Consider the following 15360-nt stretch of genomic DNA (forward strand, 5'->3'; position numbering starts at 1 on the left):
TCGTTGCGAAGCGGCAGAAGAACCAGCGACTAGCGCGGAAGCTCCGGAAAGAGCCACAGGCTCAAGCCGAGAATGAGGCCGGCCCCGAGCGACACGATGGCCGCGGTCACGAACAGGGCCGCGGCAACGATGTTCGGCACACGCATGGCCATGGCCAGGAAGGAAAGGGTCGCCAGGACGTACAGGAGCACGGGCAGCAAGGCCAGCCACGCCGGCCGCGACGGCGGTGGAGGCGGCTCGTCCGGACTCGGGTCTCCGAGGAACGGACTACGCATGGAATCCCTTGCCGTGAAAGACCGCGCGCAATTCGGCATCGCTCGCGGGGGAAAGAATCAACTGCGAACGCCATCCGCCGACAGCCGACCGCGAAAGCGCCTCCCGCGCGTGGGGCAGTTCGGTCGGATGCGCCATGAAGAACACGTGAACGCGCTGGCCGAGCGCGCTCCACACGTCGGCAATCAGCGCCACGACCGGCGCGGCATCCGCGTGCAGTCCAAGAAGAATGGCATCGAAGCGCCGCCCCTCGCGGGCGGCGTTGATCAGGCCATGAAGATGCTCGAAGGACGCGTGGTCGATGCCGATGGCTTTCAGCGAACTGCCGGTGCACGTGCGTTGCAGGGCGTCGGAGTCCACGAGCGCGATCCGCTTCTGGCGGAGCGTGTGTGCAGATGTCATTGAGGTGGCGGCTTCGTGTTCCCGGCCGGAATCGGGCTTGCAGTCCGGGAACACCGGGGTCAGCAGTTGCCCTTCTTGGCTTGCCCGGGAGGGCAGAAGCCGCCCTTGCCCGGCCCTGGCCCCGGGTCCACCACGACGCAGGCGCTCAGCAGCAAGGTCATTGCGAACGAGAAGATCACGGTGGCGGCGGTTTTTTTCATGCGGACTCCTTTGGTTGAAATTGTCTGGCGCTGCTTCGGATGGGCGCCCTGGCCGTCAGCGAGGCCACAAGATATGTGAACTACTAACATTTAGACAGGAAATGCTTCACGATCGACTTTGGTTTACGTGAGAAACAGTAACCGGCCGCCCGTTCTGCCCAGTACTTCACGAATGCGCGAAGCGGACATCCGTCACAGGTCCGCAGATTTAGAAGCACATATGCAGGCCTGGACGGGAATCCGGCCGCCGCATTCGGTCAAACTCGGGTACGACCCTCCGTGGTTTTCACAAATGTTCTTTCGAAAGGAATTCCTGTTTTGAACAAGACCGAACTCATCGCCGCCATCGCAGAAGACACCAACCTCAGCAAGGCCGACGCCGGCCGCGCCTTCGACTCGGCGCTCGAACAACTTTCGCGCGCCCTGGTGCGTGGGGAGACGGTGCAGCTGATCGGCTTCGGCACCTTCAGCGTGGCCGACCGTGCCGAGCGCACCGGCCGCAATCCGTCGACCGGCGAGCAGATCACGATCAAGGCGAGCAAGAGCGCGAAATTCGCGGCAGGCAAGGCGCTGAAGGACGCCATCAACCAGGGGGCCTGATCCCCCAGGAGGGCGCTCATCAGGCCTGAGCGCCCTGCCACCCTCCGCCCACCGCCTTGTAGAGGTTGACCATGTTCACGGCCTCCTTGAGCTGCAGTTCGATCAGCTGCTGCTGCTCGGCATAGAGCTCGCGCTGGGCGTCCTGGCTCGCGAAGTAGTCTTCCAGCCCGCTGCGAAAGCGCGTGCGCGCAATGCTCGCCACCTTCTCCAGCGCCTGCACGCGGGCCTGCTGCGCCTCCAGTTGCGGGCGCAGGTGGTCATCGGCGATCAGGGCATTGGCGGTCTCGCGGAATGCCATTTGCGCGGCGTGCTCATAGGACGCCATGGCCGCTGCCAGCCGCTCCTCGTTGGCCGTGATGTTGGCCGAGCGGCGGCCCCAGTCGAACAGCGGCAGCGACACCCCCAGCACCCCCGCCCAGCTGCTGTTGCCGCTGCTCAGCAGCGTCGACAGCTCCCGGCTCACGCCGCCCGCGAGCGCGGTGAGCGAAATGGTCGGCAGCATCGCGGCCTTGGCCGCGCCCACGCCCGAATTGGCGGCTTCGACACGCGAATAGGCCGCCAGCAGATCGGGCCGGCGCTGCAGCAGGCTGGACGGCAGGCCCGCCGCCACCTGAGCCGTGGAGCGCTGCGGCCACGGCCGGGCGCTGCCCGTTTCCGGCGGCACCGGCTGGCCGACCAGCACGTTCAGCCACTGCAGATCCTGCGCGACGCGCATGCGGAATTCTTCCTGCTTCACGCGGGCGTTCTGCAGCAGCGACTGCGAGCGGTAGACGTCCAGCTGCGCCGCACCGCCCGCCGCCTTGGCGCGCCCGATCATGTCGGCATTGGCGGCCAGGCCGGACTCGTTGGCATTGGCCAGCGCGAGCAGGGCGCGGTCGGCGCGCAGCGTGAGGTAGGCATTCGACACCTCTCCCACCAGGTTCATGTGCGCAGCCGCAAAGTCCTTGTTGCCCGCCTCGGCCAGCGAGCCGGTCTGCTGGGTCGCGCTCTGCTGGCGGCCGAAGAAGTCGAGCTCGTACGAGGTGATGCCGGCCTGGATGTCGAAGCTGTTCGATGTCCGGCCGTCGGTCGGAATGTTGCCCAGCGGGCTGAGCGAGCCCTGCGGGGTGGTCTGCGCCCGCTGCGCATGGCCCGACAGGCCGATCTGCGGAAACAGCGAGGCGCGGCTGCCGGCATACACGGCCCGGGCTTCGCGGGCACGCGCGGCATAGGCGCGCAGGTCGCGGTTCTGCGCGAGGGCGGTGGTGATGAGCCCGCGCAGCTCGTCATCCTGCACGAAGCTGCGCCAGTCGACGGGTTCCGCATTCGGCGCCGTCGTGCCGGCCGGCCATTGCGAAGGCACCGTCAGGTCCGGCTGCTTGAGCGGCGGCGTGAGATTGCATCCGCTCACCACCAGCACCACGCAGGTCGCCAGCACCAGCAGCAGCAGCCGCAGGGCCAGGCGCACGAAGCCCGCGCCGGGAGAGCCGAAACCCGCGCTCGCCAGCAAGGCCGAGGCGGCCTTCCATGGCCGCACCTGGACCGCGACGTGGCTCGGCGGCACGTTGAACACGTGGCTCACCAATTGCTCGCGCTGGGCCTCGGTGCCGGCAAAGCGCAGCTCGGCGCCCGCGGAGCTCCTGGCGGCCAGGCGGGCCGGGAGCCATCCCACCGGTTCGACGTAGACCTCCAGCGGCTGTCCCACGCGCAGGCGCTTCAGCGGGGCCTTGGCCTCCAGCAGCGCGCCGTCGGCCGCGATGTTGACGAAGCGCGATTCACCCTCGCCCGCCGCGGTGCGCACCCGGGTGCGTGCGCGCCAGGGAAAGCGCTCTTCCTGCTCCGGCCGCGGCAGGTCGACGCAGGCCATGAGCGCAGCCAGGCAGAGCAGCAGTGCGATGCCGGTCCACACCAGGTTGAGCTGGTCGCCTGGCGTGAGCGCCTCGCCGCTCAAGGCGACCGACGCGCCGCCGAGCTGCAGCGCCAGCAGAAGCCCGCCGAACATCGCGACCAGCTTCCAGTGCACGACGGTCTTGGTGCGGTCCAGCCCCTTGTTCGTGACCTTGAAGGGCCGCCCGAACGGCCGCAGCATGGCGCTGGCCAGCGTGCTGGTGACGGCCATGGCCGCCACCAGCTGGCTCACCTCGCTGAACACGGGCAGGCAGCGCCGCCCGCTGATCCAGTAGCTGTAGGCCCAGAACATCATGAGCGGCGGCAGCCCGTAGGCCGCGAAGGCCTGCGGCGTGGCATGGAACACCGAGACCCCGGCATACCAGTAGAGCGCGGGCGCCAGCATGACCATCGCCATGAACGGCTTGCCGAGCCAGTGCAGCAGCCCGTGCAGGAAGTGCATCCGCGCCGAGAAGCTGAAGCCCCGGCCGCGCAGCGGGCCGTCGGGCAGCAGCGCGAGCTGCACCGTTCCCAGGCACCAGCGGCTGCGCTGGTTGATGTAGTCGATGATGCTCTCGGCCGACAGGCCGTTCGACAGCCGCTCGCCGAGCCAGCGCGTGATGTGGCCGTGCCGCAGCAGCAGGTAGGTGGTGTGGATGTCCTCGCACACGCTGCCCACCGGAAAGCCGCCCGCGGCGGTGATCAGGTCGCGCCGCACGATGAACGAGGTGCCCACGCAGAAGGCCGAATCGGCGGCATCCTTGGCCGGCTGCAGCACGTCGAAGAACACGCGCTGCTCGTCGACCCAGCTGTCGGTGGCACGCAGGTTGTGCTGGATGGGGTCGGCGTTGTAATAGAACTGCGGCGTCTGCACCAGCCCGACCTTGCGGTCCGCGAACAGGCCCAGCATGCGGTAGACGATCTGGCGCTGCGGCGCGAAGTCGGCATCGAGCACCAGGATGTAGGGCGCATTGGTCACGCCCGCCGACAGCCGCAGGCCGTTGTTGAGGTTGCCGGCCTTGGCATGGCTGTTGTCGGGGCGGCGCGCGTAGTGCACGCCCTTGCGTTCGCAATACTCGCGCAGCCAGTCGCGCCGGGTGTCGTCGAGCACCCACACGTTCAGGTGCGGATAGTCGATGGCCTGCGCAGCGATGATGGTCTTCTCCAGCACCGCCAGCTCTTCGTTGTACGTGCAGATGAAGACGTCCACCGCCGGCACCTGCGCGCCGCGGCCGCGCAGCAGCGCTTCGCCGCGGTCGGCCAGCTGGTGGTTGTCGCGCCGCCGGACCAGCATGTGGATGGACATCAGCGTGTAGGCGATGGCCGTCAGTTCGAAGCACAGGAACACCCAGGCGAACAGGGTCTCGAAGCCCAGGTCCGAAGGCGGCATGGTCGCAACCACGCGCCAGACGGCATAGCGCATCAGCAGCAGCGCGGTCAGCGCGCCGAACAGCACGCGGTGGGAGGTGCGGTCGATCCGCCCCCACGTCATCAGGAGGAGGGCCAGGCCCGCAACGAGTGCGTTGAGCTGGAACTCCGGTGTGGCGATCAGGTGGGACATGGTGACGTGGCTCCTGTTGCGGCGGTCTTGCCGGTGAAGGGGTTGAACCCCGTGGCGGCCAGCGCGATCCAGGCAGTCGCGCCCAAGTGTGGCCAGCGGTAGTAGAAGAAATCGGCCCCGGTCGAGTCCGGGCCGATGGCCAGCCCGGTCGATATGCGGGCACTGGGGGTGGCGTAGTACAGGCCGTTGCCGGCGCGCTGCGACGCCAGCAGCTGCCACAGGGCCTCGGGCGCCGCGCCCTTGCGCGCCACCAGCGTGGCGGCTGCCTGCGCGGTGCCCTCGGTCCAGATGCCGTCGGGGCTGCGCGAGAAGCCATAGCCTTCGCCGAAGCGATGGTGCTTCTCCACCCAGTCGAGCCCCCGCATCCAGGGGCAGGAACCCTCGGGCGCCGCCAGCAGCGGCCACAGCTGGGCATCCAGGCCGGAGCCGTCGGTGGCGATGGTGGCGCCGTCTTCCTTGGTGCCGATGTTGAAGCGCTGCTCCGATGCGTTCCACATGCGGTTGACGAAGTCGAGCGCGGTGCGCGCCTGCTGGCGTTCGGCTTCGGCCTGCCCGCCGGCGCGCCTGGCCGCCCAGGCGGCCGCCATCGCGATGTCGATGTTGTGCTCGGTGGATTTCCAGGTCTGGGCGCGCTGCGCGTTGTCCCAGCCGTACCAGCCGCCGTTGTAGCCGTCGGGTGCGTTGCGCGCGCGGGTGCGCTGCTCGATCCAGCCGAGCAGCCGGCGCGCGCCGGCCAGGTAGGCGGGCGAGGGCTCGGCCTCGTTCAGGTTCAGCAGCAGCAGGGCGGCCCAGGCCACGTTGCCGGTGGCCGTGCTCACTTGGTAGGCATCGGCGATCCACTGGTTCTTGGCCGCATCCCAGCGCCCCGGCAGCGCGGCCTTTTCCTCGGTCATCGGGCCGGCGCGGTAGGCGTTGCGCACGCGCCCGTCGGCTGTGTTGGGGTCGCGCTCCATCGCGCGCACCACCGCGTCGCCGATGCGCCGGGCCGAGGCCGCGTCGCCGCAGGCCAAGAGCGCGATGCCCGCAAGCGCGTTGTCATAGGTGAAGGCGGCGCCCGCCAGCGCAGGCTCGAGCGGCGTGCCCTGCTTCGGATCGGCGACGCGGTAGCTGGCCAGGAACAGCGGTCCGGAAGCCGCGTCCTTCTGGTCCTCCGCAACCGCGCGCCGCAGTCCTTCGCAGCTTTGCCGCGCCAGCGCTTGCTGCGTGGCGCTGGCGGCCTGCCGGCCGGACGGCTGGGCGACCGCTGCGGACATCGGCAAGGCCAGTGCCACCGATGCGGCAAGGCAGGACGCCAGGGGCCGGGAAAACGGGAAGACCGACATGGTTCTGTTCCGATGCGGATGGGCGGTGCATTTGCGCCTGCGCTCAGGACCTGAGGCTGGCCGACACCACCTTGCCGGGGGCGCACATGTTGCTGCCGCCGTCCGGCGGAGCCTCCTGCGGCTCCTTGCCTTCGATGCGGGCCACGGCATAGATGGAGCCCTGCTCGGCATACGGGAACGGCACGCTGTAGGTGCTCTGCAGCGCGTCCGAGGCCACGGGCAGCAACTGCTCCACGCGCGCCGGCACCGGCCTCGCGGATTCGGCGAGCTTCACGTCGAGCACCGAGCCGATGCCCAGCCGCTTGGCCACCCGCGCCGGAAACACCGCCACCACGCCGAGCCGGCTGCAATCGGTCACCCGCACCAGCGAGGCGCCGGCCGTAACGTACGCGCCTTCGGGCGCGAGCACGGAATGGACCTGCCCCGCCTGGGATGCCTTGATTTCGTAGAAGGACAGCTTCTCCACCCGGCGGCGCTCCTCTTCCTCGAGGTCCCTGACCTGCTTGAGCTGCTTGAAGATGGCGGTGGCATCCTGCTGGGCGCGGCCGACGCTGTTGCGCAGCGCCTCGCGGCGGCTGGCGAGCGTCTGGAACAGGTTGCTGCCCCCGGTGCCCACGAAGGCCCCCTGCCCGGCACTCGCCACGGTCTGGGCCTGCCCGGCAAAGGACTGCTCCGCCACCGCGGCATTGGCGCGCGCCGTGTTCAGCTGCGCCATGGACGAGTTCATGACCTGCTCGCTGATCGCTCCCTGCTCCAGCAGGGCCTGGTTGGTGCGGACCTTGTTTTCCTGCTCTTCCACCACGCTGTGGGCCACATCGCGCTGCCGCCGCGCGATCTGCCAGGCCTCCCAGGCCTGTGCCAGCGAGGCCTCGCGGTGCACGCCGGCCTCCTGCCCGACCGACCTCATTTCCTGGTTGTCGGACTTGTACTGGTTGCCCAGCTGGGCCAGCTGGCTTTGCAGCGCGAGGTGCTGCGACCGCAGGGTGGTGAGGATTTCCTGGCTCACGGTCGGGTTGCGCACCGTGGCCACGATGGTGCCGGGCTCCACCTTGTCGCGTGCATGCACCACCATCTGCGACACCACCCCGTTGATCGGCGAAGTGATCAGCGCCACGGGCGCCTGCAAGACCGCGCGGGTGGCCTGCGAAGACAACAGCGGCTGGACCAGCGTTGCGACCATCAACCACAGCACGAAGGCCAGCAGCGCATAGGCCGCCAGCTTGGGGACGAAGGCGCCCGATTGCCGTCGGCGCCGAGAACCAGCGCCGGGGACACGGCCGCCCATGGCACCAGCGATGCGCCGCTGGCGGTGAGAAAAGAGAACCGAACCCGGTTTTGACACACGCATAGCCACCTCTCGTGAGAACCAAATCGCGCCGCAAGGAGCGGCGCGACATCCAGATTGAAGGACCCGCCCGCAGCGAACGGACGCCGAGCCACGAACTCGCGTCCGCATGTTGCGGTGCAATATCAAGGTACGTCCAAACCCCGGTCAGGACTGCTTCGGTGCGAAACAAGATGTGCTGGATTCACATTCCGGCAACACCAAAGGTCGGGCTAAAGTCCTACATTGGTGTCGGATTGCGCGCAATTGACCACAAAAGGTCGCATTGGGCATGCAGAGCGGTGCGAGGGCCGGGTTTCCCCAGGGGAGGCTGGGGCGAAGGGTGCCGCAACCCGGCATGGCGGGCACCTCGTCATTTGACCGCGAAGCTGCGGGAATGTGGCAGCAAGGAAGATTCAGTAACGATACCGATCGTGTCCCGGGCAGGTTCAGCCCGCTTCGCCGAGCATCCAGGCGCGGAAGGCAAGCACCCGGGGGTCCTGACCGCTGCTTTCCGGGCAGACCAGGTGATAGGCGTAGTCCCCCGCCACGCTCACGCCGATGTCGAACGGCCTCACCAGCCGGCCCTGGGCCAGGTCGTTGGCGATCATGGCCAGGTCGGCAAGGCCCACGGCGCCGCCTTCGATGACCGCCTGCACCACATGGCTCGAATCGGGAAAAGCAAGGCACCGGCTGTCGTCGAAATCACGGATACCGGCCTCCTCCATCCACATGCGCCAGTTCGGCCAGACCATGCCGTCGGTTTTCCAGTCGAGGTAGCACAGCGTGTGGTGGAACAGGTCCCGCGGCTCCCGCAGCCGGGGACCGGTTTCAAGCAGCCTGGGGCTGCAGACCGGCGCCACGACCATGTCGAACAGCCGATCCGACAGCGCGTGCTCGTACTTCCCGTTGCCGAAGCGGATCGCAATGTCGACGTCGTCGGCGTCGAAGTCCCGTATCTGGTCGGTGATGTCGAACATCAGCTCCAGGCCCGGATGGGCGGCCCTGAACCGCGGCAGCCTGGGCATGAGCCAGTTCGCGGCGAACCGGGCGCTCAGCGAGATGCGCAGGTGCGCCGAGCCCCGCGTCATTCGGCGGGCGCGGCCGGCGGCGCGCTGCAGGCTGTCCAGCGCATCGGCCGCGGCCTCGAACAGCACCGCGCCGGCCGCTGTCAGCTGGATGCTGCGGCTGCTGCGCGTGAACAGCACGACGCCCAGCTGATCTTCCATTTCCTTGATCTGGTAGCTGACCGCCGCCGGCGTCAGCCCCACCTCGTCGGCCGCGCGCGTGAAGTTCAGGTGCCGCCCGGCGGCCTCGAAGGTCCGCAGGGCCCGCGTTCCCGGCAGCATGCGCTTCATCATCGATCTTCAAGCCCTGTTTGATGATCCATCGAGAACTACTCGTTTCCCCAAAACCGTTCACCCCGAAATGATCGAGCGCATCGACAACAACAACTTCGGAGTGAATGAATGTCAGCTTGCCCCACCCCGCACTGGCCCGCCCGGCTGTGGATTGCGCTTCTCATCTTCAGCGGAGTGATTCTGCTCGACGGCCTCGACATCTCGATGATCGCCGTCGCAATTCCCGAGATCCAGCGCGAGTTCGGAATCAGCGCGGCCACCGCGCAGTGGTTCGTCGGCGCCTACATCCTGGCGTTCGGCGGCTTCCTGCTGCTGGGCGGGCGTTGCGCCGACCTGTTCGGCCGCAGGCGGGTGCTGGTGGCCGGACTGGCCGTGTTCGCGCTGGTGTCGGTGTTCGGCGCCTTCGCGGACGACGCGTTCCTGCTGATCGTCTCGCGCTTCGTCAAGGGCATGGCCGCGGGCTTCACCGGGCCGGCGGCCATGTCGCTGCTGGCCACCACCTTTGCCGAAGGCCCGCAGCGCAACCGGGCGTTCGGCATCTTCAACCTCTTCGAAGCCTCGGGCTACTCGTCCGGATTGCTGATCGGCGGCCTGCTCGCAGCGCTGGACTGGCGCTACATCTTCGTGCTGCCGATCCCGATCGCCGTGCTGCTGCTGTTGGCCGCGCTACGCTTCCTGCCGCCCGATCCGCCGCGCACCGGGCGCATGCGGCTGGACATCGGCGGCGCCGCGGCCCTGGTCGCGGGGATGCTGCTGCTGGTCTTCACACTGGTTTCCGCGGAAGAGGCCGGCTGGGCGTCGCTGCGGACGATCGGTGGATTCGCGCTGTCGGCGCTGCTGCTCGCCGGCTTCCTCGCCATCGAGCGCAGCGCGAAGCAGCCGCTCGTCCGGCTGGGCATCTTCCGCAACCGGCGCCTGGTGGCCGCCAATGCCAGCGCGGCTTTCCTGTATGGAGGCGCCATGGGCTTTCAGTTCCTGATCGCGCTGTATCTGCAGAATTTGCAAGGCTGGAAGCCGTGGCAGATGGCCCTGGTGCTGCTGCCGGCGGGGCTCATGGTCGTGCTCATCGGGCCCAGGATCGGCGCGCTGATCGAAAGGTTCGGCGTGACCCGGGTGCTGCTGGCCGGGCTCGCGGCCTTCATTCCTTGCTATCTGCTGATGCTGCGCATCGGCCCCGAGCCGGACCTGTGGACCGTGCTGCTTCCCGCTTCGGTGCTGTGGGGCGTGGGTTTTGCGCTCAGCATCTCGGCGCTGATGGTCGCGGGCACCAGCGGCGTGGCCGACCATGAGCAAGGGCTGGCCGCGGGGCTTCTCAACAGCTCGCTGCAGGTGGGCGGGGCCTGCGGCCTCGCAGTGGTGACCGCGGCCATTGCGCCGGGAACGCAGCTGGCCATGCTCTATCCGGGCGTGGGAGTCATCCTGGCATTTGCTGTTCTGACGCTGCTGGCGCAGCTGATACGGGATCGCCGCGACGCCTTGCCACGCACATCAGCGACAGCGCGCTCGTAGGCGACGAAGGCCGCCGGCCGGACAGCATGTTGCCCAGCCGGTATTTCCATTGGGCCGGCCCCACCACGCCGCGCAGCGCATCGGCACCGATCTGGTGGTTGTGCGGGTAGACGCGCACCTCGAAACCCAGCGGCTCCAGCGTGGAGTGGAAGAACTCCCGCGTCACGCCATCGCCCGGCTGGTGATGGACCTCGGTTCGCAGGCCCCATGACTGCTGGCTGCCGGTCTTGTGGAAGCCATGCCCGATCGCCCGGTAGACCCACAGCCGCGCATCCCACATCAGCTTGGCAAGGCCCTTGTAATCCCAGGCGGTGAGCTGCGGATCATGGTCGGTGACCAGCAGGCCATGCGGCTTCACCAGCCGCGCCCCTTCGCGCAGCACCGCAGCCATGTCGTCGCAGTGGTGCAGCGACGCATTGATGGCGACGATGTCCGCCACCTGCGAGCGGAAAGGCGTGTAGGCCGCGTCGGCCAGCACCGCCGTGTAGCCCAGCTTGGCCGCCAGCTCCAGCGAGCCGGGCGCCACGTCCACGCCGATCAGGAGCCGCGGCTTTCCTCCGAGGGTGGCAAAAATATTGCCCGGCCCGCAGCCCAGGTCGATGACCACCTTGTCCGTCCAGTCGCCGGCAGCGGCGAGCCACCGGCTCTTGAAATGCGCATCGCGGTGGCAGAAATCCAGGTATTCCTGGGCCCACTGCATGTTTCCAAAATAGGTGGCATTGGCGGTTATGGCGTCGGTTTTGCGCTCGAGCCCCGATTCGAAGTAATTCCCCGAGCGCTTCAAGCTCGCGTTTGGCAATAAGATGTCTCCGATCATTTTGAATCCTTCAAAAATCTGAGCCGGTATTGAGACAAGTTATGCTTAAGAATTACATGACTTTCGGTTCCACTGTTAATATTTTTAATACGCTTACACGCTGCGTGATTTAAAAACTGACCTATTGGCTACCTCATTTGGGTGATATCAGGCATTGATATTCGCCGTCATCGGCCAATGAAAGCGGCCACCCCGTCGCGGAATGCCTGGCTGCCATACACCTCCTCGATCAGGTCATCGTCGTCCAGCCGCTGCTCGACGACGATGCGGCGGATGCTCTCCTTCACGGCCTTGTGCGTGACCGGCGACAGCGCCATCAGCCGCTCTGCCAGCGCATGGGCCGCGGCATCCAGTTCGCCCGCCGCGCAGGCGGCATGCACATAGCCGCAGGCCAGCGCTTCCTGCGCCGTCAGATGGTCGGCCAGCAGCAGCATCCGCTTGACGCGCGGCACGCCCAGGGCGGCCTGCAGCCGCGCGATGTTGCGCGACGACAGGGTGTTGGACAGCGTCCTCGCAATCGGCGCGCCGAAGCGCGATGCATCGCTGCAGACCCGGAAATCGCAGGCCGTGGCCAGCGCCAGGCCGCCGCCCACGGCCCAGCCGTCGACCACGGCCACGGTGGGTACCGCGATGCGCTCGACCGCATCGATGACGCGCTCCACGAAAGCCTCGTAGGCAATGCCGTCGCGGCCACCCTCGAAGCCCTTGAAATGGGCGATGTCCGTGCCCGAGATGAAGGACTTGCCACCCGCCCCCTTGAACAGCACGCTGCGCACCGCCGGGTCGCGCGCGCATGTGCCGATGTGCTCCAGCAGCGCCTCGTACATCTGCCGCGTCATCGCGTTGTGGCGTTCGGGGCGGTGGATCATGATCTCGGCCACGCCCGAGGCATGGACGCCCAGCCGCACGCATTCAGCTGAACTCACAAGGCCTCCGCCGCGCCGGCCGGCGTGTTGATCTCGGCCAGGATTTCCTCGTTGTGCTCGCCCAGCAATGGCGGGGGCCGGCGCACCTGCTGCGGGGTACCCAGCAGCTTGACGGGAAAGCCGATGTTCTTGACCTTGCCTTCGATCGGATGGTCGATCTCCATGCACATGCGGCGGTGCGTGCCGTGCTCGCCTTCGAAGGCCTCGGGATACGAGAGGATGGGCCCCGCCGGGATGCCGGCGGCCAGCATGGCGTCGATCCAGTCGGCGCTGTCCCGCTGGCCGAACTCCCGTTCCAGCGCCTCGATCAGCGCCTCGCGGTTCTTCAGGCGCAAAGAGACGCTGGCGTAGTCCGCGTGCTCGACGAGGTCCGGCCGCTGCAGCAGTTCGCACAGCCGGGTCCAGAGCTTCTGGTTGGTCGCACCCATCACGAAGTAGCCGTCGCGCGCCTTGACCGCCTGGTAGGGCGCGCTCATCTTGTTGCTGGTGCCCAGCGGTGCCGGCCGCACGCCCGTGCCCCAGTACTCGGACATGTCCCACACCGAGAAGGCCATGGCCGCGTCGAACAGCGAAGCGTCAATGTGCTGGCCCACGCCCGACTTCTGCGCGCCGATGTAGGCCGCGAGCAGCGCGTAGGTGGCAAACAGCGCGCAGCCGATGTCGGCCACCGGTACGCCGGCCTTGACCGGCTTCTCGCCGGGATAGCCGGTCACGCTCATCACGCCGGACATGGCCTGCGCCATCAGGTCGAAGCCCGGCCGCTCGGCCCACGGACCGCTCTGGCCGAAGCCGGAGATGCTGACGTACACGATCTTCGGATGGATCTTCCTGATCGACTCGTAGTCGATGCCCAGGCGCTGCACCGCGCCGGGACGGTAGTTCTCGACGATCACGTCGGCGGTCCGGGCCAGCTTGTAGAAGGACGCGCGGTCCTCCTCGTTCTTGAGGTCCAGCGTCAGCGAACGCTTGTTGCGGTTCATGTTCAGGAAGCCCATGCTGTCCGGCCCCTTCATCTTGAATCCCATGGCGCCGCGGGTCTGGTCGCCGCCCGGCGGCTCGACCTTGATCACGTCGGCGCCCAGGTCAGCCAGCAGCATGCAGGCGAACGGCCCGGCCATGACCTGGCTCACGTCCAGCACCCGGATGCCCTGCAGCGGCAGTTGTCGCGCGTGGTTCATTTTTCAGCCCTCCTCGGTGACCTTGGCGGTGCGCACCACGTCGCCCCATTTCTTGAACTCGGCAGCCATGAAGGCCGCGAACTTGTCGACCGAACCGCCGCCGTCCTCCACGCCGTAGCCGTCGAAGCGCGCAACCACATCCGGCAGCGCCAGCACCTTGTTGATGTCGGCGTTGATCTGCAGGGCCAGGTCCCTGGACATGTCCCTGGGGCCGACCACGCCATACCAGCTGGAGACGTCGAAGCCCTTGAAGCCCTGCTCGTCCATGGTCGGCAGCTCCGGAAAGCCCTTGGCCCGCTGCAGGCGCGTCTGGACGATGCCCGCCATCCGCCCGGCCTTGACCTGCGCGGTGGCCGCCGTCATGGTGTCGAAGCTGTAGTCGATCTGGCCGCCGATCAGGTCCGTCTGCATCGGACCCGAGCCCTTGTAGGGCACGTGGATGCTCTTGACGTCGGCCGCCATGTTGAACATCGCGGCCGCCAGGTGCTGCACCGATCCCGTGCCGGAGGAGCCGAAGCTGATCTTCCCCGGGCTTTGCCTGCACTGCTCGACCACTTCCTTGACCGAGCCGACAGAATTCTTCGCGCGGGTCACCAGGATGTGCGGCGTGGCGCCGACCATGACAATGGGCGCGAAGTCCTTCAGCGGGTCGTACGTGATGCTCTTGAAGATGTGCGGCGAGATGGCATGCGTGTTGACGTGCGCCATCAGCAGGTTCACGCCCTCGGTGAACCGGGTGCGGGCAAAGAAGTCCGCGGCCAGTGCGCCGGTGGCACCTGGCTTGTTCTCGACCACCACCGAGCGGCCCCACAGCTCCGAGAGCTTCTGCCCCACGATGCGCGCAAACACGTCGGTGCCGCCGCCGGGCGCCCAGCCCACGTAGATCTTGACGATGCCCTTGGGCAGCTCCGTGGCCGCGAGGGCCCAGGGTGCGGCCAGCGCGCCGGCGCTGGCCGCAATGAAGTCTCGGCGTTTCATGTATGCGTCCTCTGTCTCTGCTGTAGTGGTGCCGCTACTCTCCCGTAGCGCAGAGGACGTCGCAAGAACGTGGAAGGCATGCCTGGCTTCGCAATCCGCGAAGCCGCAGCCGCAGGAACGCTGCTTTTTCTAGGCGCTGCTGCCGATCAGCTGGGCCACCACGTTCCGCAGCGTCTGCTCCTGCGCATGGCCTTCGACACACGACAGCACATAGGCGCGCTGGTGCCAGTCGCCCTGGATCTCGGCCGAGCCCAGGTCGTCCTCGGGGTGGAAGCTGCGCAGCACCTCGGGCGGCATCAGGCCCACGCCCAGGCCATGGCGCACCAGCGCCAGCATGGTGTCGAAGCCGCTGGTCGAGAAGTTGTTCGGGAACGACCGGCCGCGGCTGCGGTAGGCCCCCTGCAAGGCCGACAGGATCGCCGAGCCCTTGCCCAGGCTCACGACCGGCAGGTCCAGGAAGTCGTCGATGCCCACGGGCCCCTCCGCCGCAAACTGGAAATGCCGGCGGCTGTACACGAGCACCAGCCTGTCCTGGCGGTAGTCGAACTTCGGCAGGTCCAGGAATCCGCTCTTCTTCTCGTAGATGCCGACGTCGATCACCTTGTCGCGCAGCAGCTGCTGCACGATCTTGCTGTTCTCTTCCAGGATCTTCAGCGTGATCTGCGGGTAGGCGTCACGCAGCCGGGCGATGTCCTTCGCAAGAAACTGGATGATGGCCGCCTTCGGCGCGCCGATGAGGATGCGCCCGTCCTGGCCGCGGCCCAGCACCTGGGCATCGCCTTCGAGCCGGCCGATGAGGTTGTCGATCTGCCGGATGTGCGCCATCAGCCGGCTGCCGGCCTCGGTGATCAGCACGCCGTGTGGCACCCGCTTGAACAGCCTGGCACCCAGCTGCGCCTCCAGGTCGCTCACGCGCTTGGACGCGGCCGCCACCGCCAGGCTCAGCTTGTCGGCGGCCCGCGAGATGCTGCCTTCCTCGGCGATGCACAGGACGAGTTGGACGGTGGTGGAGTCGAGCTTCATGGGGGTGCGAGTCCTTCAAC

At 67.6% G+C, this 15360-nt stretch carries 14 protein-coding genes; 2 read left to right on the forward strand and 12 right to left on the reverse strand.

Translation table 11 applies throughout. The features are described from left to right. Positions 1-29: 29 nt before the first annotated feature. The 3 genes from RZE77_RS22690 to RZE77_RS22700 all read right to left on the reverse strand — a co-directional run bounded on the left by RZE77_RS22690 (position 30) and on the right by RZE77_RS22700 (position 875). Positions 30-275: a hypothetical protein gene (locus RZE77_RS22690; RefSeq protein ID WP_319439378.1), complete on the reverse strand. Its 246-nt coding sequence runs from the start codon at positions 273-275 to the stop codon at positions 30-32. Next, the gene (locus RZE77_RS22695) at positions 268-633 is read right to left on the reverse strand and encodes a hypothetical protein (RefSeq protein WP_319439379.1); all 366 of its coding nucleotides are present in this window, start codon (positions 631-633) and stop codon (positions 268-270) included. The genes RZE77_RS22690 and RZE77_RS22695 overlap by 8 nt, the downstream gene beginning before the upstream one ends. Positions 634-734: 101 nt before the next feature. Beyond that, the gene (locus RZE77_RS22700) at positions 735-875 is read right to left on the reverse strand and encodes a hypothetical protein (protein ID WP_319427529.1); all 141 of its coding nucleotides are present in this window, start codon (positions 873-875) and stop codon (positions 735-737) included. 318 nt (positions 876-1193) lie between these two features. Here RZE77_RS22700 and RZE77_RS22705 point away from each other — a divergent pair, with 318 nt between their 5' ends. Then, positions 1194-1475 carry an HU family DNA-binding protein gene (locus RZE77_RS22705; RefSeq protein ID WP_319427530.1) on the forward strand — a complete coding sequence of 94 codons (282 nt, stop codon included), beginning with the start codon at positions 1194-1196 and terminating at the stop codon, positions 1473-1475. Between the two features lie 19 nt (positions 1476-1494). Here the strand turns inward: RZE77_RS22705 and RZE77_RS22710 are convergent, their stop codons facing one another. The 4 genes from RZE77_RS22710 to gcvA all read right to left on the reverse strand — a co-directional run bounded on the left by RZE77_RS22710 (position 1495) and on the right by gcvA (position 8906). After that, positions 1495-4902 carry an efflux transporter outer membrane subunit gene (locus RZE77_RS22710; RefSeq protein ID WP_319439380.1) on the reverse strand — a complete coding sequence of 1136 codons (3408 nt, stop codon included), beginning with the start codon at positions 4900-4902 and terminating at the stop codon, positions 1495-1497. Then, positions 4890-6224, reverse strand: a complete 1335-nt coding sequence (locus tag RZE77_RS22715) for a hypothetical protein (RefSeq protein WP_319439381.1) — start codon at positions 6222-6224, stop codon at positions 4890-4892. Before RZE77_RS22715 ends, RZE77_RS22710 begins: the two co-directional genes overlap by 13 nt. A 43-nt stretch (positions 6225-6267) precedes the next feature. After that, complete coding sequence (locus tag RZE77_RS22720) at positions 6268-7509, reverse strand: HlyD family secretion protein (protein ID WP_319439382.1); 1242 nt, start codon at positions 7507-7509, stop codon at positions 6268-6270. A 488-nt stretch (positions 7510-7997) separates the two neighbouring features. Beyond that, on the reverse strand, positions 7998-8906 hold the full coding sequence (gene gcvA / locus RZE77_RS22725) for a transcriptional regulator GcvA (protein WP_319442400.1): 909 nt from the start codon (positions 8904-8906) through the stop codon (positions 7998-8000). Positions 8907-9017: 111 nt separating this feature from the next. On the opposite strand from gcvA, the gene RZE77_RS22730 reads away from it, so the two are divergent. After that, positions 9018-10418 carry an MFS transporter gene (locus tag RZE77_RS22730; RefSeq protein WP_319439383.1) on the forward strand — a complete coding sequence of 467 codons (1401 nt, stop codon included), beginning with the start codon at positions 9018-9020 and terminating at the stop codon, positions 10416-10418. On the opposite strand, the gene RZE77_RS22735 is transcribed toward RZE77_RS22730, so the two are convergent. The 5 genes from RZE77_RS22735 to RZE77_RS22755 form a co-directional block, all read right to left on the reverse strand. Continuing rightward, the gene (locus RZE77_RS22735) at positions 10324-11235 is read right to left on the reverse strand and encodes a class I SAM-dependent methyltransferase (protein WP_319439384.1); all 912 of its coding nucleotides are present in this window, start codon (positions 11233-11235) and stop codon (positions 10324-10326) included. The two genes, RZE77_RS22730 and RZE77_RS22735, sit on opposite strands and share 95 nt — an antisense overlap. 167 nt (positions 11236-11402) lie before the next feature. Beyond that, positions 11403-12161, reverse strand: a complete 759-nt coding sequence (locus RZE77_RS22740) for an enoyl-CoA hydratase (RefSeq protein WP_319439385.1) — start codon at positions 12159-12161, stop codon at positions 11403-11405. Then, positions 12158-13339 carry a CaiB/BaiF CoA transferase family protein gene (locus RZE77_RS22745; protein WP_319439386.1) on the reverse strand — a complete coding sequence of 394 codons (1182 nt, stop codon included), beginning with the start codon at positions 13337-13339 and terminating at the stop codon, positions 12158-12160. The genes RZE77_RS22740 and RZE77_RS22745 overlap by 4 nt, the downstream gene beginning before the upstream one ends. A 3-nt stretch (positions 13340-13342) precedes the next feature. Next, a complete protein-coding gene (locus RZE77_RS22750) occupies positions 13343-14317 on the reverse strand; it encodes a Bug family tripartite tricarboxylate transporter substrate binding protein (protein WP_319439387.1) in 975 nt (324 codons plus the stop codon). Positions 14318-14446: 129 nt separating this feature from the next. Beyond that, positions 14447-15340, reverse strand: a complete 894-nt coding sequence (locus tag RZE77_RS22755) for a LysR family transcriptional regulator (RefSeq protein WP_319439388.1) — start codon at positions 15338-15340, stop codon at positions 14447-14449. Positions 15341-15360 lie beyond the last annotated feature (20 nt).

The organism is Variovorax sp. SPNA7 (assembly GCF_033807855.1).
GTDB classification, from domain to species: Bacteria; Pseudomonadota; Gammaproteobacteria; order Burkholderiales; family Burkholderiaceae_C; genus Variovorax; species Variovorax beijingensis.

Coding starts and splice junctions, on each gene's coding strand:
- RZE77_RS22690 (WP_319439378.1), bottom strand. CDS start 275: ATGCGTAGTCCGTTCCTCGGAGACCCGAGTCCGGACGAGCCGCCTCCA.
- RZE77_RS22700 (WP_319427529.1), bottom strand. CDS start 875: ATGAAAAAAACCGCCGCCACCGTGATCTTCTCGTTCGCAATGACCTTG.
- RZE77_RS22710 (WP_319439380.1), bottom strand. CDS start 4,902: ATGTCCCACCTGATCGCCACACCGGAGTTCCAGCTCAACGCACTCGTT.
- RZE77_RS22715 (WP_319439381.1), bottom strand. CDS start 6,224: ATGTCGGTCTTCCCGTTTTCCCGGCCCCTGGCGTCCTGCCTTGCCGCA.
- RZE77_RS22720 (WP_319439382.1), bottom strand. CDS start 7,509: ATGGGCGGCCGTGTCCCCGGCGCTGGTTCTCGGCGCCGACGGCAATCG.
- gcvA (WP_319442400.1), bottom strand. CDS start 8,906: ATGAAGCGCATGCTGCCGGGAACGCGGGCCCTGCGGACCTTCGAGGCC.
- RZE77_RS22730 (WP_319439383.1), top strand. CDS start 9,018: ATGTCAGCTTGCCCCACCCCGCACTGGCCCGCCCGGCTGTGGATTGCG.
- RZE77_RS22735 (WP_319439384.1), bottom strand. CDS start 11,235: ATGATCGGAGACATCTTATTGCCAAACGCGAGCTTGAAGCGCTCGGGG.
- RZE77_RS22745 (WP_319439386.1), bottom strand. CDS start 13,339: ATGAACCACGCGCGACAACTGCCGCTGCAGGGCATCCGGGTGCTGGAC.
- RZE77_RS22750 (WP_319439387.1), bottom strand. CDS start 14,317: ATGAAACGCCGAGACTTCATTGCGGCCAGCGCCGGCGCGCTGGCCGCA.
- RZE77_RS22755 (WP_319439388.1), bottom strand. CDS start 15,340: ATGAAGCTCGACTCCACCACCGTCCAACTCGTCCTGTGCATCGCCGAG.